38 protein-coding genes are annotated in these 20,658 nt (G+C 54.0%); 21 read left to right on the top strand and 17 right to left on the bottom strand.

The window, feature by feature from the left end; translation table 11 throughout:
• Window positions 1-6: 6 nt before the first annotated feature.
• The 17 genes from ELY25_RS09195 to ELY25_RS09115 form a co-directional block, all read right to left on the bottom strand.
• On the bottom strand, window positions 7-642 hold the full coding sequence (locus ELY25_RS09195) for a hypothetical protein (protein WP_126950985.1): 636 nt from the start codon (window positions 640-642) through the stop codon (window positions 7-9).
• A complete protein-coding gene (locus ELY25_RS09190; RefSeq protein ID WP_126950984.1) occupies window positions 639-902 on the bottom strand; it encodes a hypothetical protein in 264 nt (87 codons plus the stop codon). The genes ELY25_RS09195 and ELY25_RS09190 overlap by 4 nt, the downstream gene beginning before the upstream one ends.
• A complete protein-coding gene (locus tag ELY25_RS09185) occupies window positions 899-1,105 on the bottom strand; it encodes a hypothetical protein (protein ID WP_126950983.1) in 207 nt (68 codons plus the stop codon). The genes ELY25_RS09190 and ELY25_RS09185 overlap by 4 nt, the downstream gene beginning before the upstream one ends.
• A complete protein-coding gene (locus ELY25_RS09180) occupies window positions 1,102-1,458 on the bottom strand; it encodes a RusA family crossover junction endodeoxyribonuclease (RefSeq protein ID WP_126950982.1) in 357 nt (118 codons plus the stop codon). Before ELY25_RS09180 ends, ELY25_RS09185 begins: the two co-directional genes overlap by 4 nt.
• Window positions 1,458-1,652 (bottom strand): hypothetical protein, encoded by a 195-nt coding sequence (locus ELY25_RS09175; protein WP_126950981.1) that lies wholly within the window; start codon window positions 1,650-1,652, stop codon window positions 1,458-1,460. The genes ELY25_RS09180 and ELY25_RS09175 overlap by 1 nt, the downstream gene beginning before the upstream one ends.
• Before the next feature lie 94 nt (window positions 1,653-1,746).
• The gene (locus ELY25_RS09170; RefSeq protein WP_126950980.1) at window positions 1,747-1,974 is read right to left on the bottom strand and encodes a glutaredoxin family protein; all 228 of its coding nucleotides are present in this window, start codon (window positions 1,972-1,974) and stop codon (window positions 1,747-1,749) included.
• 210 nt (window positions 1,975-2,184) lie between these two features.
• On the bottom strand, window positions 2,185-2,499 hold the full coding sequence (locus tag ELY25_RS09165; RefSeq protein WP_221885495.1) for a dATP/dGTP diphosphohydrolase domain-containing protein: 315 nt from the start codon (window positions 2,497-2,499) through the stop codon (window positions 2,185-2,187).
• A complete protein-coding gene (locus ELY25_RS09160; protein WP_236995689.1) occupies window positions 2,496-2,771 on the bottom strand; it encodes a DUF968 domain-containing protein in 276 nt (91 codons plus the stop codon). Before ELY25_RS09160 ends, ELY25_RS09165 begins: the two co-directional genes overlap by 4 nt.
• Window positions 2,768-3,274 (bottom strand): hypothetical protein, encoded by a 507-nt coding sequence (locus ELY25_RS09155; RefSeq protein ID WP_126950978.1) that lies wholly within the window; start codon window positions 3,272-3,274, stop codon window positions 2,768-2,770. The genes ELY25_RS09160 and ELY25_RS09155 overlap by 4 nt, the downstream gene beginning before the upstream one ends.
• Complete coding sequence (locus ELY25_RS09150; protein ID WP_126950977.1) at window positions 3,267-3,539, bottom strand: hypothetical protein; 273 nt, start codon at window positions 3,537-3,539, stop codon at window positions 3,267-3,269. The genes ELY25_RS09155 and ELY25_RS09150 overlap by 8 nt, the downstream gene beginning before the upstream one ends.
• Window positions 3,536-3,847, bottom strand: a complete 312-nt coding sequence (locus ELY25_RS09145; RefSeq protein ID WP_126950976.1) for a hypothetical protein — start codon at window positions 3,845-3,847, stop codon at window positions 3,536-3,538. The genes ELY25_RS09150 and ELY25_RS09145 overlap by 4 nt, the downstream gene beginning before the upstream one ends.
• A complete protein-coding gene (locus tag ELY25_RS09140) occupies window positions 3,837-4,034 on the bottom strand; it encodes a hypothetical protein (protein ID WP_126950975.1) in 198 nt (65 codons plus the stop codon). The genes ELY25_RS09145 and ELY25_RS09140 overlap by 11 nt, the downstream gene beginning before the upstream one ends.
• Entirely contained in the window at window positions 4,031-4,375 is a 345-nt protein-coding gene (locus ELY25_RS09135) for a hypothetical protein (RefSeq protein ID WP_126950974.1), read from the bottom strand. The genes ELY25_RS09140 and ELY25_RS09135 overlap by 4 nt, the downstream gene beginning before the upstream one ends.
• The gene (locus tag ELY25_RS09130) at window positions 4,372-5,112 is read right to left on the bottom strand and encodes a hypothetical protein (RefSeq protein WP_126950973.1); all 741 of its coding nucleotides are present in this window, start codon (window positions 5,110-5,112) and stop codon (window positions 4,372-4,374) included. Before ELY25_RS09130 ends, ELY25_RS09135 begins: the two co-directional genes overlap by 4 nt.
• Window positions 5,112-6,008: a helix-turn-helix domain-containing protein gene (locus ELY25_RS09125; protein WP_126950972.1), complete on the bottom strand. Its 897-nt coding sequence runs from the start codon at window positions 6,006-6,008 to the stop codon at window positions 5,112-5,114. Before ELY25_RS09125 ends, ELY25_RS09130 begins: the two co-directional genes overlap by 1 nt.
• A complete protein-coding gene (locus ELY25_RS09120) occupies window positions 6,005-6,706 on the bottom strand; it encodes a phage antirepressor KilAC domain-containing protein (RefSeq protein WP_126950971.1) in 702 nt (233 codons plus the stop codon). Before ELY25_RS09120 ends, ELY25_RS09125 begins: the two co-directional genes overlap by 4 nt.
• 74 nt (window positions 6,707-6,780) lie before the next feature.
• Window positions 6,781-7,023 carry a helix-turn-helix domain-containing protein gene (locus tag ELY25_RS09115; protein WP_126950970.1) on the bottom strand — a complete coding sequence of 81 codons (243 nt, stop codon included), beginning with the start codon at window positions 7,021-7,023 and terminating at the stop codon, window positions 6,781-6,783.
• 141 nt (window positions 7,024-7,164) lie between these two features.
• Here ELY25_RS09115 and ELY25_RS09110 point away from each other — a divergent pair, with 141 nt between their 5' ends.
• The 21 genes from ELY25_RS09110 (at window position 7,165) to ELY25_RS09025 (ending at window position 20,529) form a co-directional block, all read left to right on the top strand.
• A complete protein-coding gene (locus tag ELY25_RS09110) occupies window positions 7,165-7,674 on the top strand; it encodes a helix-turn-helix domain-containing protein (protein WP_185859280.1) in 510 nt (169 codons plus the stop codon).
• A 468-nt stretch (window positions 7,675-8,142) separates the two neighbouring features.
• Complete coding sequence (locus ELY25_RS09105; RefSeq protein ID WP_126950968.1) at window positions 8,143-8,439, top strand: helix-turn-helix transcriptional regulator; 297 nt, start codon at window positions 8,143-8,145, stop codon at window positions 8,437-8,439.
• Between the two features lie 325 nt (window positions 8,440-8,764).
• Window positions 8,765-8,938, top strand: a complete 174-nt coding sequence (locus ELY25_RS17800) for a phiTE_015 family protein (RefSeq protein ID WP_185859278.1) — start codon at window positions 8,765-8,767, stop codon at window positions 8,936-8,938.
• Between the two features lie 23 nt (window positions 8,939-8,961).
• Complete coding sequence (locus ELY25_RS09100) at window positions 8,962-9,219, top strand: hypothetical protein (RefSeq protein WP_126950967.1); 258 nt, start codon at window positions 8,962-8,964, stop codon at window positions 9,217-9,219.
• Window positions 9,220-9,458: 239 nt separating this feature from the next.
• Window positions 9,459-9,695 carry a hypothetical protein gene (locus ELY25_RS09095; RefSeq protein WP_126950966.1) on the top strand — a complete coding sequence of 79 codons (237 nt, stop codon included), beginning with the start codon at window positions 9,459-9,461 and terminating at the stop codon, window positions 9,693-9,695.
• Window positions 9,696-9,786: 91 nt separating this feature from the next.
• On the top strand, window positions 9,787-10,011 hold the full coding sequence (locus ELY25_RS09090) for a hypothetical protein (RefSeq protein ID WP_126950965.1): 225 nt from the start codon (window positions 9,787-9,789) through the stop codon (window positions 10,009-10,011).
• Entirely contained in the window at window positions 10,008-10,262 is a 255-nt protein-coding gene (locus ELY25_RS09085) for a hypothetical protein (RefSeq protein ID WP_126950964.1), read from the top strand. Before ELY25_RS09090 ends, ELY25_RS09085 begins: the two co-directional genes overlap by 4 nt.
• A gap of 62 nt (window positions 10,263-10,324) precedes the next feature.
• Window positions 10,325-10,477: a hypothetical protein gene (locus ELY25_RS17795; RefSeq protein ID WP_185859276.1), complete on the top strand. Its 153-nt coding sequence runs from the start codon at window positions 10,325-10,327 to the stop codon at window positions 10,475-10,477.
• Window positions 10,474-11,151 (top strand): AAA family ATPase, encoded by a 678-nt coding sequence (locus ELY25_RS09080; RefSeq protein ID WP_126950963.1) that lies wholly within the window; start codon window positions 10,474-10,476, stop codon window positions 11,149-11,151. Before ELY25_RS17795 ends, ELY25_RS09080 begins: the two co-directional genes overlap by 4 nt.
• Window positions 11,148-11,765, top strand: coding sequence for a single stranded DNA-binding domain-containing protein (locus ELY25_RS09075; RefSeq protein WP_126950962.1), 618 nt, complete (start codon window positions 11,148-11,150; stop codon window positions 11,763-11,765). Before ELY25_RS09080 ends, ELY25_RS09075 begins: the two co-directional genes overlap by 4 nt.
• Before the next feature lie 64 nt (window positions 11,766-11,829).
• On the top strand, window positions 11,830-12,330 hold the full coding sequence (locus ELY25_RS09070; protein ID WP_126950961.1) for a siphovirus Gp157 family protein: 501 nt from the start codon (window positions 11,830-11,832) through the stop codon (window positions 12,328-12,330).
• A gap of 66 nt (window positions 12,331-12,396) precedes the next feature.
• Complete coding sequence (locus ELY25_RS09065; RefSeq protein WP_126950960.1) at window positions 12,397-13,344, top strand: recombination-associated protein RdgC; 948 nt, start codon at window positions 12,397-12,399, stop codon at window positions 13,342-13,344.
• A gap of 326 nt (window positions 13,345-13,670) precedes the next feature.
• On the top strand, window positions 13,671-13,838 hold the full coding sequence (locus ELY25_RS17790; RefSeq protein WP_185859274.1) for a hypothetical protein: 168 nt from the start codon (window positions 13,671-13,673) through the stop codon (window positions 13,836-13,838).
• Complete coding sequence (locus ELY25_RS09060; RefSeq protein WP_126950959.1) at window positions 13,838-14,233, top strand: hypothetical protein; 396 nt, start codon at window positions 13,838-13,840, stop codon at window positions 14,231-14,233. Before ELY25_RS17790 ends, ELY25_RS09060 begins: the two co-directional genes overlap by 1 nt.
• Window positions 14,233-14,682 (top strand): hypothetical protein, encoded by a 450-nt coding sequence (locus tag ELY25_RS09055; protein ID WP_126950958.1) that lies wholly within the window; start codon window positions 14,233-14,235, stop codon window positions 14,680-14,682. Before ELY25_RS09060 ends, ELY25_RS09055 begins: the two co-directional genes overlap by 1 nt.
• Window positions 14,679-14,981, top strand: a complete 303-nt coding sequence (locus ELY25_RS09050) for a phiTE_015 family protein (protein ID WP_126950957.1) — start codon at window positions 14,679-14,681, stop codon at window positions 14,979-14,981. The genes ELY25_RS09055 and ELY25_RS09050 overlap by 4 nt, the downstream gene beginning before the upstream one ends.
• A 64-nt stretch (window positions 14,982-15,045) precedes the next feature.
• Entirely contained in the window at window positions 15,046-15,663 is a 618-nt protein-coding gene (locus ELY25_RS17875) for a hypothetical protein (RefSeq protein ID WP_221885494.1), read from the top strand.
• Window positions 15,664-15,701: 38 nt separating this feature from the next.
• Window positions 15,702-16,268, top strand: a complete 567-nt coding sequence (locus tag ELY25_RS09040) for an HNH endonuclease (protein ID WP_126950956.1) — start codon at window positions 15,702-15,704, stop codon at window positions 16,266-16,268.
• A gap of 1 nt (window position 16,269) precedes the next feature.
• The gene (locus tag ELY25_RS09035; protein WP_126950955.1) at window positions 16,270-16,497 is read left to right on the top strand and encodes a DUF4224 domain-containing protein; all 228 of its coding nucleotides are present in this window, start codon (window positions 16,270-16,272) and stop codon (window positions 16,495-16,497) included.
• On the top strand, window positions 16,494-17,519 hold the full coding sequence (locus ELY25_RS09030) for a tyrosine-type recombinase/integrase (RefSeq protein WP_126950954.1): 1,026 nt from the start codon (window positions 16,494-16,496) through the stop codon (window positions 17,517-17,519). The genes ELY25_RS09035 and ELY25_RS09030 overlap by 4 nt, the downstream gene beginning before the upstream one ends.
• Before the next feature lie 1,189 nt (window positions 17,520-18,708).
• Complete coding sequence (locus ELY25_RS09025; protein ID WP_126950953.1) at window positions 18,709-20,529, top strand: hypothetical protein; 1,821 nt, start codon at window positions 18,709-18,711, stop codon at window positions 20,527-20,529.
• The last annotated feature ends 129 nt before the right edge of the window (window positions 20,530-20,658 follow it).

Here is a 20,658-nt window from a genome sequence, read left to right as displayed (position 1 = left end):
CCCACCTCAAGCAGCCTTATTGACTTCTTTCTGCTCAATCCATACTTGCAGTAACCGGCGAGCCTTGAATGCGCAATCCTGCAGCGCTTTAACTGTGTGGAAAGGTCTAACCGCAGTAGGCGGCTTGTATATCTCCATTTCCTCTTTGCTCATTGCAGCCACTTCTTCGCAAAGCCCCTTCAACTCCTCGCAATCAGGAAGCGCGGTTTTTGCGCGAAACCCAATGCGACGAAGCAGCAGGTCTTGCCTCTCTATCATTTGCCGCGCTGTAACCATGAAGTCGCTATCACCCATCTTTTCGGGGCGAATGCGGGCGGCCTGAAGAAGCATTGCTGCAGCCTGACGCCTGGGCAGCCTATCCAGTAGCGCGGCACAGGCGCGATGCCATGCGCTCTCTGGGTGGTATCGCATGGCCGCAATCATGGCTTGATCTGACCGACCGCCTCCGCCCATTACTTCGCCTGCCATGGCCGCAACGCTAAAGGGCTGGTAGCCAATATTCTCGTGGCGCATATCTAGCTGTAGCTCAAGCATGGTGTCGATGATGCGCTTAACTGCCGCGTCTCTTGCCACATCGCTCCGTACAGCAGCTTCAACCACTGCCCATGGATTAGATACGTTTAACCAATCGTCGTATGTCATGCCTTCACCTCGCTACGCAGCCACTCATGCAGCCCAGGGCTTGCGGAAACCACCTTCAGTTCAGAATCTTTGCTTTCACCAACGGTTGGGCCGAAAATCTCGAACATAAGGCCGTGATCGTCAGTAACGACGATAAGTTTTTCGCCTTTGCGAGCTAGTTCCTGAAAGCCATTCCAGCGCGACACTTCCTGCCAGCCTTCCTTCATCACGCCGCCGATCTCGATGTCGTAGAAACGCTCTGTTCTGACTGTCGCTTTCATGCTGCCCCCTTGTGCCGTTCCGCGATGCGCCGCGCTTGGTTGCCGTTCTCTGCGCTGCCGATTTCGTTGCCGCCTTGGTAGATCAGAAATAGATCAACGCCGCCGCAGGTGAACTTGGTTATCTGATAGCGGCCGCAGTCACTGATAATCACGTCCCGTATTACCTTCTTGGTTACCGGGTCACGCTTTACTGCCCACTTCACTCGAACACCTCCTCAATCTGCACCAAGCACCCGCCGCCTTTCGTGTTATCACTGCGAATAATGGTCAGCTGGTCTATCTGCTCATCATCTGCCCACACCTGGGCATGAGTGAGGGCGTCTAGCAGGGCTTTCCCGCCGTAGTTATCAATGTCGCGCTTGCGGCGATCCGGCGGGTAGAGCGTCACGCGCACTGACAGGCGCCCCCGTAAGGGCGCGTCGTCGTATTGCTGGCCAACCAATTCGCCCACTAGGCGCCGAAACTCGCGGCCTTTGCGTGATAGCAGCGTGCGGCCTTTGAGATTTCGCCACACGGTATTGGTAGAAGGCGGAAAGGGAAGTGTTAACTCGATCATTAGTCACCTTCTACCAAGTGGTGGCGGTCGGCGATTAGCTCATCAGCAAGGGCATAGGCGGCTTCGAACAGCTCTTTGGCGATGGCCTTTGCTATAGCATCCTCGCCCTCTACCTCGGGCTTGTTGATATAAGAATCTCGGGCGGCCTTCGCCTTAGCCAGTCGCTGCCCGGCCTTACTGCTGATCATGATCATAAAATCCGCTCCCTCGGCTCGCCGTGTTCGTCTACGTCCCGCACGACTTTGTAAACGCACCCCACGAAAGCTGCGATACCCGCTATCCAGATGATCATTGGCCCACCTCCAGCGCTGCTATCAGATCAGGGCGAAAGCCGCTCCAGTGCTGCTCGCCATTAACCACCACCGGCATTTCGCGATAGCCCAGCGCCTCTACGTTGGCGAATGCATTGGCGTCCCACGTCACATCGCGCTCCACGTACTTAACGCCCATCTGATTTAGCTTGGCCTTGGTCATCTTGCAGGGCTTGCAGCCCGGCTTTGAATAAACTGTGATCATGGCTTCTTCTCCTCTGATCGTTTGCGCAATTCAGCATTAAGAGACGGCGTGCAAAGAGCCGTGATCCCGCCGACGGAAATGATCAGTAGCGCTAAAAATAGCCATGTCATTGAATACGCTCCCGTGGCTCGCCGTTCTCGTCAAGATCATTCAGCAGGTAGATAACGGCGCCGATGAAGGCGGTTGCTCCGGCAATGCAAATTAGGATGGTCATTGGGCTTTCTCCCGTAGTGCCAGCTCAAGGCGGAATAGGTCGCAGCACAGCTTGTGCGCCAAGTGGTGTTCGCCGGTTTCGGCGTCGTGTTGCTCGCCTTTAGCCAGGGCTAGCTCATGGCGGGTACCAGCGGCCATATAACGGCGCTCAGCGTTCTCAACGTGCTGCCAGTTACCATCGGCATACTTGGCGGCGCCAAAGGTCAGTACGCGGGCTACGGCTTCCAGTGCTAGCGGCATATCGCCTAGCAGTAGGTCGAAGCGGGGCTTTTCGGTGTCGAATTTCATACCGGTAGGCTCGGGCATGTTCATAGCGCACCCTCCCGTAAGGCGGCATCCAGTGTTCTCGCCACCCATTCCCACTGTCGTTCCCATAGCTCTGGCGTGCGGTGTATCTCGTCGTGATGCTGTCGGCAAACGGGCATAACCATTGAGTCGGGCGCAGTCATGCCGCCGCCGCTCATATGCCCAATGCCCTTGAGGTGGTGCGGGTCATCGGCAGGAGCGCCGCACATTACGCACGGCTGCTGCTTTACCCAGTCCAGATATTTGCGGTTACGGTAGGGCTTTTGCTTGAGCATCATGCGCATTCCTTGTATTCGCCCGGGTTGATGCCTTTCAGGCTCGGATCAGTCAGCCGGAAGCCCAGCGACGTAAAGTGCTGCCAGCACGCATCCAGAAACTCGGCTTTCTGCTTGGTGTTCATGCCCCGGGTTACCGCGAAGTCAAAAGGTAGCTGCATGAGTTGTAGCTTTTGCTCATACGGCAGGGGAGCCACGACACGCTCAAACGCGGCGCGGTACTCGTTGCTATCACGGCACAGGATCGGTACGCCAAAATGCAGCTTGGTGAAGCCGCGATACTCCTCGGCAGTCATGTCGCCCTGGGCTGCGGCCTCTTTGCACCACTTGCCATGCAGCTTGTCCTGCTCATGCGTTTTCTTCGGCTGGTACTTGCGCACGATGATTTCGATCTTTCCCCAGGCCTGGATGGCCTGGGTTAGAACGGATGGCATGCGCCCAATAGCGGCGAGCGCTTCGGTTAGGTTCGATGCACGGCTAACGAACGGCTTGGCTTGCTTACCCATGCTCCACCTCCCGATCTTGCTCGGTCGCGTCGGCGCTGGCGTCGTAGTCGTCGATGCGGCGCAACTTGGCCGGAAGGTACACGCCACAGCCGTCGCTAAACTCAACTGCCCAGCCGCTTAGGCCTGATGTGTTGTCATACCAGCCATTGCTCGTTTTAAAAGATTCGCCGTCGCTTACCCACGCTATGGCAGTGCAGGTCTCGCCAACTGCAGATGGGTCGCCGCCAACCACCAAACACAGGCATCCCGGCTCAATAGGCTTCATGCCTCCACCTCCCGCTGCGCTTTCAGCTGCGCCCGGCCGCGCTCTACTTCGCTACGGGTGCAATTCCATTTGTGCATGTTCTGGGCAATCGATAGCCGGTTTAGGTCAGCGACAAACTCAGGGTTATTGCGGTGGCTAAACTTGCGATTTGGGCGCTTTAGGCCCAAGTAATACGCTTTCTGGCTCACGCAGCTAATCGTGCGCTCCAGCTTTTCAGCGATAGCCTGGACCGACCATTTTTTGCTTGTGTACGTCTCGCGCAGGAACGTGAGTTCGTATTCTTCCCAGTGCTCATACTTAGCTTGCATGACGCACCCCCATGAACGCGGTGAGACGGTCCATAAATCCGGGCTTCGCGATCTGCTGGAGGTCGTGAGACGTGTAGTAACGGGCGCCGTCGCTGGTCATGCACCGGAAAGTCCCATTGCCTAGGTCATCAATCGGCTTAATGCCGCGAAGGGCTAGCAGGGTTAGCTCGTATTTGGTGAGAGTCATAACGCACCTCGCTTGCCGTCTTCGCTTTGCTTAACCAGCTTGAAGCGTTCAGCGCAGCCAAAGAGGTCATATGGTCCGAGCGGCTGAATTTGATGGCCATCAAGGTGTAATCGGAGAATGCAGGCCGCAATCTGGCAGCCTGAAATATCAATCCCGTCATATTGCAGGTAGCTATCAATCGTATCGATCGTATGCGCCTCGCCATCTCCTAGAATCTCCAGCACCACAGCGCACTCAGGGGCTCCCGGTATAGCCGCCTCCACATCGATATGTCCCTCAAGGCTTTTATCGCCAACAGAGTTCAATGACTTGTACTGCTCCATGGATTCGTGAATATTCATGCAGCACCTCGCTTTCGCTCATACGCCTGCTCGATCAGCTCCTGGCGGCGAATCTCCTCCTGACGGCGGCGCTCATCTTCGGCCTCAGTCTTGGCGCGTCCGTCATCACTCAGCAGCGAACGAAGGTGTTTAATGTTCGCCTGGGCGCGCTCTTTTACTTCGGGATCAAGTTCATCATCGGGATTTTTGAAGCCGTGAGGCGCGGGCAGTAGATGCTGCACTTCTGGTGCTTCAAGGCGGCCCAGTTTAATAGCCTCGCTGATTGCGTCCTGGCGACGTTCTGGCGAATAGCCCAGCGATACTTGCCACTTAGGCTTGCGGCCTTCGGCTTTTGCTTTGGCGATCTCGCGGTCATATGCACCGATAAACGCCATGCGGGCGCCTACCTTGTCGCCCAAATCCAGCACCGGCCGGGCAACACCCATGGCGGCGGCCACCTCCTCAGTCCAAACGATGGTGTCAAGGTCATCCTGGCCGCTTAGGGCGAGCGCCCAGGCTTCATTGGCAGACAGGAAAGCGTCAGCACTCGGCATACGCTCAAGAATTGCGGCCAGGGTTAGGCGGCCGGTTAGCTCAGAACGGCAGCGCGCTAGTGACTGCTCAATTTCTGCACGCGGATATTGGCGAAGGTCACGAATCATCAGCGAGGCAGCAGCGGGCTTGATTTCGCTACCCAGCACTTCGGCAGTGGCGTAAAGCTGTTCAAGCAGCTGTTCGGCATCGATCTTGGTCAACATCAGTCGTCTCCCCAGCCGCTAGCCAGCAGGCGCTTGGCTTCGTCAACGTTGCTCAGGTTGGATTGCGTCGAATCCATCTGGCGGGCGCGTGTTTGCGTCATCTGGCTGCCGGTCTGCATCTGCGTGGCAATGGCTTCGCAGTCAGCCAGGAGTGAGCCAACAGGGTGGTGTTTGTTCACGTAGAACTGGTTGTTCATACTCAGGTAGTACGCAGCCACAGCAGGGGCGAGGTCTTTACCAACACGGTCAACAAGCTGGCCCATTTGCCCGGCTGTCTTCTGGTTCCAGATGGGGTACACGGTGTAGCGGCGACGGTAAGTTATTGCGTAGTTGGCCCATGCCTTGAAGGTTTTGGCATCAGGGTCTTTAGGGCCGGGCATGTCTTTAGGGATTGCACAGCGCGGTTTGTCAGCAGAACGAATAGCGACCACATTCCCGGCAGCGACCGGCGCTTCAGCGTCGGGTGCAACAGGTTCACTGGAAGGTTCATTGACTGATTCAAAAGAGTGACTGATTCCGGGTGCAGATTCTTCACTACCCCCTAGTGCAGAATTTTCACTACCTAGTGCAGATTCTTCACCCTCTAGTGCATCCTGTTCACCCTCTACCTTTAGGGGTGCAGAAATTTCACCCTCTAAATTAAGAAGGTAAATGTTAGTGGAATTACCTTTAACGCCTTTGCGCGAACGCTTGATAACCAAGCCCGATTCACACAGAGCGTCGATATGCTTCATTGCTGAACGCTTGCTTATCTCGCACTGGTCAGCAATGTGCTGGTAGGAAGGCCAGCATTCGCCTTTGTCATTAGCGTTATCGGCGAGCTTGATCAGCACAAGCTTACGGCTGGCATTGCCAACCTTAACGCCGAACGCTTTAACCATTAACATCATGCTCATGCTGCCACCTCAGTGCTCTGGCCATTCCAAAGGCTGGCAAGCCAGTTAACGCCCTTGGGTGTGAATTTAGCGGTGTTGAAGGCGTGCTCGTTTTCAGCAACACCGGTCTTAACGACAAAGCGACCAGCGTCGATATGGTTCTGGTAGGGCATCCACTCGCCACCAAGGCGATACATGATCTTGTGATCAGCCAGAAAGGCGCGCAGGTCGCGCTCGTTGGCTTTAAGAAGCTTGGCTACCTGACGAAAGCCTTTGTTGCCGCTGTCGGCACTGACGTAGCGCTCAACGAACTCAACAGAAGGGCGCGCTTGCTCAATAGCGGCCTGCTGCTGTTCAATACGCTCGGCTTGGTCGGCGGCAAGGCGCAGAGCTTCGGCCATTGACTGCGGGACCTGAAAGGACGGTGTAGCAACGTAACCTTCAAGCTCACGCCAGCGTTTGATGACAGCCATACGTGCTTTTGCGCTGTAACCGGTCAGCAGGCAATCGGTTAGGTCGCGGTCAAGGTGATATTCAGTTTGTTTGCGGTTCATGCTGTCGAAATAGATGCCCTGAAACATCAGGACATCTTTTTCTAGCTCGATCAGCATTTTTTGAATGTCCGCCTTAACGTTGTCGTGACGCTTATCTGTCAGCTCGGCAATTTCACGGCTGGTCATCGTCGGCTGGACATTCTGTGTAAGTGCGGTATTATTCATCTCAGTACCTCATTGCATTGCATCAGTTAAAAGCCCGCCACGCTCCCCAGCGAAATGGCGGGCTTTTTGCGTTATTAGCTTGCAGCTTTCTTAAGCTGCCCCTTCCTACCGAGCAGACGCACTTCCCAGACGTCCTTATTCACGCCAGACAGGTCGATAAGCACCTGGGCGTAGTTAGTGCCGCCTTGCAGATCGCTAAGCGGCAGAGAGCCCGCTTTGATCCACTGAGAAACAGCCCCAGGTGTTACCTGGCAGGCACGTGCACAACGTGCCGTTCCGCCAGCCTGGGTAATAAGTGTTCCGAGGGTGAGTTCCATGTGCGCTACCAAGTAAATGTTTACGTACTAATGGTAGCGTCTGCTAAAAGATTGCGCAATCTATCTATTGCAATTGCAATATGTACGCATGGTTGAGGCGGGTATAAGATGTGCTTAGCAATCACTAAACACGGCGTTGAAATGGACCAATCAGAATTTCACATAGCTAACAAAGACTGGTTTAGGGCGCGGTTCCCTGAGCGCTTGCGCGAAATAACTCGGAAGGCTCACGGTTACAGTGAGGGCAAAAGCGATAGAGGTCTGGGTAAGTGCGTATCTGATAAGACAGGTATTCCAGCTCCGACAGTTTCGCGTTATCTATCTGGTTCGATGCTGCCTGGCGTTGATCGCTTACTGGTTTTGGCTGACGCATACGACACGCCGGTTGATTATCTGGCTGGCAATAATGATGCCCCTATTGGGCACTTCTCTATGGAAACGCTAGATCAGCGCATCCCTAGAGAGCTATTAATGCATGTTCTAGCAATGATGGCTGAGCTGAGATCCACGGCTGCGCCCGGCGTCAGTGATAAACACTTCGCGCTTTCAACTGTTGAACTGCTAGACAAAGTATCAGACCGACCAGATATGAATGAGCATGAGATGACCGGTCTTGGTCTGTCTCTTCTTAAAGGTGAGCCAAAGCCGTAACCATAGCCGTAGCCACCTTTGCATCAGACCCGCCCATGTGGCGGGTTTTTTTTGTGCGCGCAGAATTAACTTTTTAATGATTATTGTCGCCAATTGCTAAGCCTATCTAGTTTCAGCATTTCATAACCTACGCTATACTGTTTGTACATACAGTAAAAAAAGGAGGGGATAATGGCGGATCAGAAGGAAGCTTTTCAACGGCAGAACAATAACCATACAAGCAATTCACGAGACCGATTATTGGCCGTTGAGAGGCGAGACCCGTCATTAACCCCGATATTTTGCAAAATCCTCCAAGCTGCCCACGATAAATTCCAGGCTAAGAACAGCCGTAAAGCCCCGTAATTCAAGAAACTACCCTTCCCTATACGCCGATCATTACGTGGTCGGCGTATTTTTTTGCGCAATATTCTTGACGATATTACGTGTTTAGGTAAAACTAAACGTACGAATTGTTGAGGACGCGAAATGATCACCCTAACCCCACGCCAAATTGAACTGACCGAGCTAGCCAGCAAAGGCCTGGATAGTCAGGACATAGCGGACGCGGTAGGCATCAAGGTCAACACAGTTCGTATCACTTTGCAGCAAGCGAGAGAGCGTGTAGGCGCCAAGAACATTGCGCATCTGGTCGCTATCTCCATCCGAAAAGGCCTGATCTGCATGTTGGTAGTAACAATGCTCACAGGCACCGACGACGGCCTACGCCGCTCAAGCAAGACGCGGATCGTTCGCCGGGTTGAACAGGTTGAGATGTACGCATAACCGGAAGCTGACCGGATAACAGCCGCTCATTAACAATCTGCCGTAGTACGCGCGCAGCCACCCCGTAAGCGGAGGCCAGAAAGCACACATACAAGATGCTCTGGTCGCGGGGCGTTTCCCTAAAAGGATTGGGAATCGTAGGCACTCTGGATTGCAACCCCAGGCTGCCGATAGCGACATCAGTTGTGCGTGAGAAGACGCTGGCCCTTGTTATCAGGGGCCACCGGGGAGTGCGCTGCACGGAGCCTGTCGTCTATTTAAGGGAGCGTAGCCGTGATCACAGCGTGTTCCACCGATGTTTCCACGAATTACACAGGAGAGCGTTATGGATCAGTCAGCAAAAGATGTGATGCGCGAGAAGTTTGAAGAGTTCGCGGAAGACAAGGGCATGAGCCTGGATGAACGATTCTTTGAGGAAGGCAATAACTACGTTGACGACGACACGCGATTGGCATTTGAGATCTGGAGCGCTGCTCACGCTGCCGCTCTGGACGACTAGCCGCTAATCAACAGGAGGTGGGTATGAAGATCAGCGAGCGTCTTCATCAACGACTGATCAATGAGCTTGGGCTTCAAATTGAGCCGCCTGTGCGTATACGTCGAGGCAAGCATGGCATTAGTGCAGGCACCTGGGCGTGGAAAGCAGATTACAAAGAGGGCTGCGGCATGGGCGAGATTGGCAGCGAGGACACTATGCAGGATTGCGTTAAAGCCAGGCAGCTCAAAACTTACACAGAATGCAGGCCGTTAGGGTATTTGATTGTGTGTGCTGAGAATTAACTATTACCACCCGTTCCGCTGGGTAACGCGGCCCAAGGCGCTCCCTCTGACGCCGAGAATATCAGAGGGCATCGGGGAGTGTTTTGTGCCTGCATAGAGACCCAAGTGGCACGATGCAGGGTAAACGCCGGGCCAGCCAGAAGGCAGAGCACTCCACCGATATTCCGCTCAAGGTTGAGATCCATTGCCCGCGCACAGCGGGCTTTTTTGTGGCCTGCGTTTAGCTAAGAGGTGACGCGATGATTCCCGTAAAACAAGGCGCCGTGACGCACGAAATCGAAGACAAAACGCGAGTTGTTGACCTGCTCAAGCAGTACGGGCGCATGCCAGTTTGGCGCAAGACGCCAGCGCGGCGCAGTGATGCAGATAAGCCAGCAACGCCGCAGGAAATGCTCAACAGCATCCGTGCAGCGGACTACGCGCAGCGGTTGCATGGCGTTAAGCCTGCGCATTTACAGCTCTGGCAGGCCCCGTAATGCGATGTGTTCTAACCATTCTCTTTTCTATTGCACTAGTGCTCGGGATTATCGGAATCGTGATCTGGGCACTGAGATCGTAGGAGGCTCTATGGGAGCGCTTAACCGGCTTCACCAACTAGCCGACCAATGCCGCCAACAGTGCGGTTTTTTTGTGTCTGTCGGCGCCGGTTTCCATGCATGCGGCGGCGAGTCGTTTTCGGTCCTGGTCTACACGCGAGGGGAGCAGATTGCGAGTTTTGATGGCGATACCTCAGCCGAGGTTGCTGACCAGTTAGCCGAATTCATCGCCGAGCGCATGCAGGAGGCAGCATGAAGTTTCCAACACGAGTCGCTGGCATCCCTTGCCAATGCGAGGTGCTGGCTTACAGCGAGGGCACGCCAATGCGGATCACTGGCTGGGGATTTGGCGACGCCGAACCACCGGAACCGCCCGAGTTTGAGTATCAAATTCTCGACCAACGCGGACGCCCAGCGGCATGGCTAGAGCGAAAGCTGAGCGACGATGACGACGAACGGCTGGAAAGCGAGTTCTTAGCGACGCGCGACTGGCTAGAGACCGCATAAAAAAGCCCACATACCTGGGCGAACAGGTAGTGGGCCGAGTCTTACATAACAGGAGAAAGGCTATGTCATTTTTTGACGCTAAGCAACAACTAGCGCAGATGCTGCGTAACGGGCAGATGACGCTAGGGCAATACGAAGTCGAGCTTGAGGCGCTGAAATACGCGCACGGCGAGTCAATGAGCAGTGCCGATCAGCGGCAAGGAGTGGCGGCATGAGTTATGCAGTCATGGTGCTGGGCGAATCAGGGGCGGGAAAGTCTCGCTCGATGAAGAATCTCAACCCAGCTGACACGCTGGTTATTCAGCCGATCCGCAAGCCGCTGCCGTTTCGCTCTGCTGGCTGGGGAGCTTTCAGCAAAGACAACCCTGATGGCAGCGTGATCGTGACCGACAATATCCCCAATATTATCAAGTGCGTCGTGAACGCCGAGAAGTGGGGTAAGAAGCACGTCGTCATCGATGATGCCCAATACATCATGGTCAACGAAAGCCTGCGCCGTAGCGCGGAGACTGGTTTTACCAAGTTCACCGAGATGGCCAAGGGTTATGTCGATCTTGTCCACGCAGCGGCGAATGCAAACAACGACGTGCGCGTCTATTTCATGACGCACATACAGACTGATGATTTTGGTTTTTCTCGGGCCAAGACGGTCGGAAAGATGATCGATAGCCAAGTTTGCCTGGAAGGGCTGTTTAGCATTGTTCTCAAGTGTCAGGCGCGTGACGGTCGGCACTTTTTCTCAACGCGAACCAATGGCAACGACCCAGTGAAAACGCCGGAAGAAATGTTCGACTCACCTGAAATTGAAAACGACTTGGCGGCAGTTGATGCGGCCATTTGTGACTACTACGGCATTACCCAGCCGCAACAACAGGAGCAACCAGCATGAGCGCAGTCTTCCAATACAACGAAGAGAAAGCCATCGCCGCCGACGCGGGCGGTGGTGATTACATCACTGAGTCGTGCGTTGTGCGCGGCTTTATTGAGCAAGCAAAATGGGTCGAGGCCAGCAGTGGCGCCAAAGGCCTGGAGCTTACGTTTGAGAGCGAGCATGGCAAAAAAGCCAACTATCTGACGCTCTACTATCAGAAGAAAGACGGCTCTATCAACGAGGTGGGCGATCAGCAGATTCAAAGCCTGATGGGTTGCACTGGGGCGCAGTCGCTGAGTATGACCAACAACGGGAGCGCCATGATTGCCCCGGAGCTAACACGCAAGCCTGTGCAACTTGCACTTGAGCGTGAGAACTACGTCAAAGGCAACGGTCAGAACGGATTCCGGTTTCAGATTAAGTGCATCATGTCTGCCAAGTCAGGACTGACTATTGCCGAATACAAGGCAGGCAAGCAAGCAGAATCCGCAGGGTATTGGGCGCAGCGTTTTGCGCAGAATCCGCAGGGCGAGCCACCTAAGCAGCAAGCCACACAAGCAAGCGGACAGCACGACTATAGCAACAGTTATGTGCCGCCCGCTGACGATATGGACGACACCATCCCGTTCTAGATCAATAACTTAAACATGCATCAAGGCTGCCATTGTGCGGCCTTTATTTTTTGGAGGCGACACAATGCAATCACTCTACGCGCTGACCAACGAGTTCCAGCAGTTAATCGAGATAGATGCCGACAACGACGCGGACTTTGCCGAGGCTCTAGCTACCACGCTAGACGTTAACAGCAGTCAGATTGAAGACAAGATTGAAGCCACGATCATCGTTGCCCGGCAGCTTGACGCCGAAGTCGAGGCCCATGACGCCGAGATTAAGCGGCTGACAGCCCGCAAAAAGACACTAGAGCGCAATGCTCAGGCGTGCCGCGACCGAGTGCTGTGGGCCATGGAAAACACAGGCCGAGACAAGATCAAGCGGCAGCTGTTCACGATCACCCGCGCCAAGCCGCGCGCTGTTTGCTCGATTGAGCATCCCGATCGCGTGCCTGAGCAGTACACGAAGCTGATTCCAGCCAGCCGCCAGCCCGTGAAAGCCGAGATTCTTAAGGCGCTACAAGCGGGCGAGAACGTCCCAGGCTGCAAGCTGGCAGACGGCAAGGCATCGCTACGAGTCAGTTAGCTACCGAACAACGCATAGCCTAACGCCTCGCTGCTGCGGGGATTTTTTAATGCCGGGAGAATAATCATGTGGTTTAAAAACCTTCACTTGTACCGCCTTCACGCCGCGCCTGAGCTAGATGTTTCAACTCTTGCCGACGCGCTACAGGCCCACGCCGCCAAGCCACTAAGCAATGCCGATGCCCGCCGAATGGGCTGGGCAGCTCCTGCTGGTCGATTAGGTGGAGGCCAGCTAGTTCACGAAATACAGGGGCACCGACTGATTAGCGCCCTACGCCAAGAGCGAATGCTGCCGGGGTCGGTGGTTAAAGAAGAAGTAGACGATCAAGTAGCCGACATTGAAGCCCGCGAAGGCCGTAAGGTAACGCGCAAAGAGAAGACTGCGCTGAAAGAGCAGGTAACAGAGGCCTTAATGCCTCGGGCATTTGTGCGCAGCCAAAAGATTGACCTCTGGTGGGATACAGAGAGCAATCTAGTGGGCATAAACACTGGTAGTCGCGCTCGTGCCGAGGACGTTCTCGATCTATTGCGCGAAACGCTAGGCAGCTTGAAAGCAACTCCCCTGTCATCGCAGACGCTGCCTATTCGGGCGATGACCACTTGGCTTGGCGATCCAGCTAGCCGCCCAGCAGACTTGCAGGTAGGCGACAGCGTGGTACTCAAAGCAAAAGGCGATGACGGCGTTGTTCGAGGGCGGCAGTTAGACCTCGACAGCGACGAAATACACCAGCACCTCGAAATCGGGCGGCAGGCGTCGCAAGTGGCACTCAGCATTGAGGGACAGCTTTCGTTCGTGATGCACGACGATCTAGCGCTTAAATCGCTGCGCTTTGGTGATGCCTTGATTGAGGAAGCGGATATGTCGGACGACGGCGATGACGCCTTGGCGCGACTGGAAACCGACTTCGTGATTATGGCCGGAAGCCTGCGCGATAGCGTGGCACGCATTATGGAATGGCTAGGCGGCGATGCTTACGCGCCGCCCGAAGCTTACAAGATGGCGTTAACAGAATAGTCCAACGCTGCGGCACTAATAGACGCAGAGCCAGCGCCCCTTCATTGGGGCTTTTTATTGGAGCGAACAATGAGCTATCCAGAATACGCCCAATGGCTCTATGCCGAGTGGGCTAAAGCCGAAGCGCGCGGTGCTTGGGAGCGTTACGTTGAAAGCCTCGACTAAACGCTGTCCCAAGTGCGGCTGCACCCGCCTTCGCCTATTCAGATCGATCAACAAGAAGCAGTGCGACCACTGCTGGCACATGTTCGAGTGGCCGCTAGAGCCAGGGCAGGAGCCGCTAGTTGGGCCGAGTGCCGACAGATACATAATTACTGGAGAATCCCATGGAAAGAACACTAGAAAGCCTTGAGGCAACGATTGAGCAGCTTACCCAGCGCAATGATGAGCTGGAATCTGAGCGCCTGGCTGTGCTGGCAGAGAACGACGCGTTGGCAGCAGAGAATGTGCGGCTTCGCAATGAGCTGGCCGCTATGAATCGTGAGGTGGCGTGATGAGCGCAGCATCGCAGAATGAAATGGAGCGGTTGCGGAAAGCAGCTGAAATTCTTGTCGATAAGAACGATGCGGCGAACGAAAAGAACCGCGAGCTAATGGTGATGGTTGAGCGTTTGACCGATGAACGCGATGCCGCCCTTGAGCGCGAGCAGGCGCTGGCGGCGCATGTTGAGCGGTTGAAAACAAACTTCATGGCAGGTGCAGACGATGAACAATTAGGAGAGATAATCAACGGTACGCCTTACGCCTCACTTGCCCGCCGCGACCTCATCAAGCAGGCGGAGGCGTTGGAGGGGTTCGCCGATGAAATGCCGATGCTGTCATCAATGGGCGCAAAGGAAGCGCTGCGGCTGAGGGCCGCCGAGCTACGCAAGCAAGCCGAGGGGCAGTAATGACCCAACCACAACACCAGCTCAACCGCAGCCAGCGCCGAGCCCGCGAGAAATCAGCCCGCCGCACGGCAACGCGCATGGATCAACGCCAGTACCACGCGTATCAGGCCAGAGCGAGATTATGGGCCAAGGGCGCCGTAGCCACTGGCCGGCACATCGGCGATAAATTCGAGGGCGAATGGGAGTTTCCGGCGCACGTTCCGGCAGATAAGCGCGAATCAGTGGCCGAGTACGCCACGCACGCGCCGCTTAGGTGGCGTGTCATCGCCCGCTTGGTGCTGCGCTATGACGATGGGCAGGAGATGCGGGAGGCTGATGCCGAGTGTGGCCAAGCACAGAAGATTGGCGAGCTAATGGAGCTGCGCGAGCAGTTGATGCGCGAGCTGAAAGCGGCGGTGAATGCCCGGTATGTGTGGGATTCTTACTACGTGATGGAGTGCTTGGGATGAGTGAGCAGCGAGAGCGGTTTGAGGCGTGGGCAACCGAGGAATCCATGGATGTATCTTGCTTCAATGGATTTTACGGCAACGCAGATACGCGCAAGGCTTGGGAAGCATGGCAAGCCGCATGCCCAGAAGGGTTTCAGGCTGTACCGATCCAGCCAGTTGAACAGCAAATAGACGCAGGCTGCGAGGCAACTGGAGATTGTGAGCGGCTGGGAGAATGTCACCACGATTGTGATTGCAGTATTGCGCCAAAGGTCTACCGCGCCATGCTATCAGCCGCACCGAAGCCGGGGGATGCATGAAGCCGCGAACAATCAACGATTAACAGCCGCCACCAGGGCGGCTTTTTTACGAATGGAGAAAGAGATGACATCGGTTTATCACGAACAAGCAGCAGAGCAGAAGCTACGAGACGAGTGCGGCATACCGGATGACTGGACAGCCACTATGTGGGAATCCAGTGTGCGCTTTATAGGCGAAACTGGGGTGGTATCTCGGGCGCTTGCTGATAAGTACGGCACTGATGATTGGATGGGTATTAGCCAAATGATTATTGGCGCCACTACACCGATGCTGATACCAGAAGATTGCCGAATGTTCGCCTTCAGGCCGCCAGAGGGGCACGTTGCAGCAGAGCATAGCTTCCTGCTGACTGCGACTAAGCGCGACCTTGAAATGGGAACGGATCGCTACCTTTCTCGCCTTGATGAAGACCAGCTACGGCATGCCCGATGCACGATAGATGATCTCTTAAGGCTCAAGAAAGACGAGGTGAAGCGTGTGGTCTGGCGGGTGTGTGACGACTTTATGTGCCTGGGCAACTTCCGCGAAGATGAATATCTGAAAGCCGTGGAGTTTATGGCAGAGAAAGCCAAGGGAAATTTTGAGAAAGAGCCTAAAGACAAGATTCGGCATAAATCACTACAGATAGAGTTAAAGCCAGAGCGCGTACCCGAAAGCGAGTACGAAAGCTTTTTCCAATAGCCGCCCACGAGGCGGTTTTCTTTTTCCAGGAGGCGAAGATGGAGATCAAGCCGATAGAAGTTGAACGCTTTCACGAGAAGTACATAGTTGATGAGGAATCCGGGTGCTGGCTATGGCAAGCCGCGAAGCGCAGCACCGGTTATGGTGCCATGAAAGTAGGAGGACTTAAGGAAAGCGCCCACCGTATCTCATATACAGTTTTCAAAGGTCCGATACCGGAAGGCCTATGGGTGCTGCACAAATGCGATAACCCTCAATGCGTCAACCCTAACCATCTGTTTGCAGGCACACCGCTTGCCAACTCTCAGGATATGCACGCTAAAGGCCGGCAACGCTACGTTGGGCAGAAAGGCAAAGACAATCCGCGCTCAGTGCTGACGGAAAATCAGGTTAAAGAGGTCATCAAGCTAATTGCCAAGGGGATGACAAACCGTGCCATTGCCAATCGGTTTGGCGTCTCACATGGGGCTATCAGCTTAATCAGGCTGGGTAAGTGCTGGCCGGATATACCCAGGCCGCCAGATAACGAGAACTTTAAACCCTACCGATCACTTCGATCACAAGCCGCCCGCCAGGCGGCTTCTTCGTTTTCAAAGGAGGTGTAAAATGGCGGCCCTTTTTCTTACTCATGAAGAAATCGAGCACCTTACCGGGCGTAAGCGCTGCAAAGAGCAGAGCGACACGCTGACAAAAATGGGGGTGAGGTGGCAGGTTAACGCAGCAGGCGTGCTGATCGTCGGGCGGCGTCATGTTGAGCAAGTGCTGGCTGGTGAAAGCGTGGCAGCCAATGACCAAGAGCGGAAGAAACCTAACCTTAAGGCACTAAACGGATGAACGATAACCCGGGGATTCCACGCGTCTACTGGAAAAGTGGCGCGTGGAGATATAAATGCAATGACCGCCAGAAGGCGCTTATCGGGAACAGCTGGATCAAGCTTGGGAATACGGCAAAGGAAGCAAAAGCAGAATTTGAGAAGTGGCAGGCGCGTTTATTCCCGAAATCAGGCATGGGCCGTATCTTTGATCGCTATGAAGCAGAGATCATCCCCGCTAAGCGCTCAGAAGCAACGCGGCGCTCAAACATGCAGGAGCTAAAGAAACTGCGCGCTGTATTCGCTGAGTGTGAGCCCGAAGATATAAAGGTTCACGACATCTATGCGTATATGGATGCAAGGGGCGTGCAGTCGAAGAACCAAGCTAATCATGAGCTAGCCTTGCTCAAGCATATTTTCCGCTACGCGCAGCGCTGGGGCATTGTTGAGCATAACCCCGCCGACCCGGTGACCAAGTTTAAGCTCAAGCCTCGTGACCGCTACGTCAGCGATGCTGAGTTTAGTGCTTTCCTGCGTCACACCTCGCCGTGGGTACGCCGGTATGCGCTGCTTAAATACAAAACCGGCTTACGTCAGCGGGATCTACTGCAGCTCAGGCTAGACCAGCTAACCATGGAAGGGATTGAGCTACGCAGCAGCAAGGTCGGCAAACTAATCATCATTCCCTGGGATGATGGGCTAAAGCAGCTGGTTTCTGAGGTGAAGGCTGACAACTTAAGCCGAGGGAAGCAGGGCGCTACCTTGTTCTGTAAACGGAATGGCGAGGCTTACGATAAAGACCACTTTCACAGCCGCTGGCAGTACGGCATGAGAAAGGCTATAAAAGAAGGCGGTATAGATCGCTTCACCGAGCATGACCTTCGCGCCAAGCATGCAACTGATGCAGAGCTACTAGGTATCGACGTACAATCCAACTTGCAGCATAGTGATCGCCGGACGACTGAGATTTACCTTCGCGCCAAACAAGTGGCCACCGTCCAATCTTTAAATGCCGACCGCTTTAAAATCGAAGATTTTGGGTAACTCATAAACCCTCAATGCCCATGGGTAACACCAACAAAGCCGCCCTGTATAACGCAGTATCGTTATACACACCTATCAAACGGCATTGTTTTTAAAGCGAAAACACGCTCTTATACTACGGTCTTGAAAACCGGCGTAGGTGAATAACCTACCCAGGGTTCGAATCCCTGTCCCTCCGCCACTTATCTCGAAAAGCCCCTGATTCTTCAGGGGCTTTTTTCGTTTCTAGGCCCTGCGTTTCCTGCCTAGCATGCTTTCTATTAATTGCACCGGTCTTTTAGTGTGTTCAGAACGCTGCTCTCAAAACGATAGCATCGAAAGATCTTTCTTGATTTCCATTCCAGTGGTGGCCACGCCATAGGGTGTAAAGGACTAGCCAATTTTATTCGAGCCAGTACGGCTATCAAGCCATTACCGCTATTATTGACTTTACTGCTTACCTTTTTCAGGCTTTTATCTGGCCATGCCATATTCGCGAATTATCGCCAGTCCAATGGCGGGTGTAGGGTTCGTCGGCATGAGTATCGCAACCTATAAAGTCAGCCACTAGAAAAGGGTGTGGGGCTACTTTTAATTAACTACTTCAGGGGTGATTATAAAAACAATATGCCGCTCCAGCAGTACTAGATGTTGCATTTTATTTCGGTAGTTTCGACTGGCTTTCTTACAGGCGTATATGAAGCGTTTTTACATCCTTATACGAGTGCTTACGCATCAATTCATATAAATTTGTTAAAATAGGGCAAATGTGTAACACTAGTATACAAAGTAATTATATGTAACATTGAGTAATGTTAGTGGGTTGGCTCAGGGGAACGCCATATAAATTCATGGACGGCTATGCGTTCTCCCTGACGTTCGCCTTTTTCACCAGTAGCACCTAACCCTAACGTGAGATGCCGACATGACTACAAGAACAAATATTACTGCTACATCCAAGCATGTACCGGGTCTAAAGGTTCACGCCCTAGGAAGCCGGGTTGCTTCGTACGGCATTTTCGACACATTAGTGACACGTCTAGTAGGCACTCCTTCCGCCGTTTTTCTACTGCTCGGAAGGCGACTCTGCGCCAGTGGACTTATCGAATGTACCCCCGCTGCATTTGCAGAGCATCGTAGGGAGGCAGAGCGTCGGGCAAGACAGATAGCCCATCCGTATGATGTAACTCTGGAGACGATCTATCGCGAGTTGAGCGATTCCCTAAAGATGTCAGGGAGAGATGCCCAGGCACTGGCTGAGGCTGAGCGTGCGCTTGAAACCGAGTTGATTCGCGCGAATCCTGAAATGCGCGATCATATAAGCCATGCACGTACACGCGGTGATCGGATTGTATTTCTGTCGAACATGTACTTGAGTTCAGAGTTTCTTGAGGCGCGGTTAACTGATCTAGGGTTATTTCAAAAAGGAGATTCCTGCTACGTGTCATGTGAGACGAAGAAGTCCAAGCGATACGGCGATTCTTTCCGGGATATGGCAGAGCGTGAGGCGGTATCGCTGGGAATGATATCGCATACCGGTGGCAACTATGGAGCGGATATATTGGCCGCGCGGAAAGCAGGGGTCCGTACCGAGTATTTCGAGCATGCGCACCTGAACAGGTACGAGCAGATTCTGGAGACATACTCCATCGCTACGGATGGTCTGACGTCAGTAATGGCGGGTGCATCTCGCATGGCACGGCTTTCTGTCGATGCGCCGTCTCAGGTACAGGCTGCGCTCAGGGATGTGTCAGCTGGTGTTATTGCACCGGTACTCGCTGGATATGTGTTGTGGATTCTGCGACGCGCGAAGTCCCTGGGCCTGCGTAGGTTGTACTTCGTTTCGCGTGATGGACAGATTCTGCTCGACATCGCACAGCGTATGTCACAGAAAATTGCAGGGTTTGACATAGAATTGAGGTACTTCTACGGCAGCCGCCAGGCGCTACGTATCGCAGAACTACGTACAATTGATGATGAAGCACTTACATGGATTCTGCGGAGAACGGGAGAGCGCTCGGTCCGAAGCTATCTGGCGAGAGTCAACCTCACCCCAGAGGATATACGCGCTTCGCTATTGGAGGCTGGGCTTTCCGAGCGCGACTGGAGTACGCCCCTTTCTGAGAAATCGCGCAAAGCACTGGGCGATGTGCTTGTGTGTGGAGCTCCGGCCGAAATGATTCTCCAGCGAGCCTCGGATGCTAGAGACCTGTTGATTCGATACGCGCAGCAAGAGGGTATGCTTGATGCTGGCGAGTGGGGGCTTGTCGATACATGTGGTCGGGGTCAGATGCTGAATTCGCTTTCTCAGGTTGTCGTCATGGCAGGAGCCGTGGCGCCTACAGCATTCTATTTCCAATTGATGCAGGGTGGCGAGCAGACCGAGAGCTATTGTCAACGAGAGGCCTATTTTTGCGATGAAAGCCGTCAGAGTGGATATATAAAAGTAATTCCAGACCTAACACACCTAATCGAACTAGCATGTAGCGGAGATCATGGGCTGGTTCAGGGCTACTCAGAAATGGAAGGTCAAATAGTGCCGGTTTTAAAGGCCGAGCAGAATACTGCTGTCATCGATGCAGGGCTGCCGTTGCTTAGGCAATCATGTGCAACCTTCGTCGATAGTCTCTTTCTGGACCCGAAGGCTGTTGACCTTGGGGCGGATACACGAGCCGCTAGTGCAGAGTTGATCAAAAAATTCTGGTACACCCCAGGGCGATGGGAGGCTAGGGCTTGGGGCGCGATGCCGGTGGAAACAGATCATGCAGGACTAACTGTCAGACCCCTCGCTAGCCCCCTTACGGCACGTGATGTGTGCTTGGCAATTTTCCGCCTACGTCGTCCTCCCAAAGCTCGTTTATGGCCCCAAGGTTGCTTTGCGGCTAGTTCTGGTTTGGGCGGTTATGAATTTATCATGCGAATTGGAGATTGGCTGAATCGCAACCTAAAGGCTATGTTCCGGCGATGGTCATCGCTATCAAAAATGTCGACCACCAAATCCCATTCCGTATCGGTTAATCAGCTGGAATAGCATTGTTCTGATGCTGATTGCAAAAAGGCCCCTGATTTTTTCAGGGGCTTATTTGTTTGGAGTTTGTTTCTTGACGGAACCAATCGGCAGCTGGAATGAGCGATGCAAGCTTTCATCTTGGACCGTCGC

This window comes from Vreelandella populi, assembly GCF_003989825.1.
Lineage (GTDB): Bacteria > Pseudomonadota > Gammaproteobacteria > Pseudomonadales > Halomonadaceae > Vreelandella > Vreelandella populi.
Note: the sequence above shows the minus strand (reverse complement) of the source record. Positions and strands in the feature narration are given on the sequence as shown.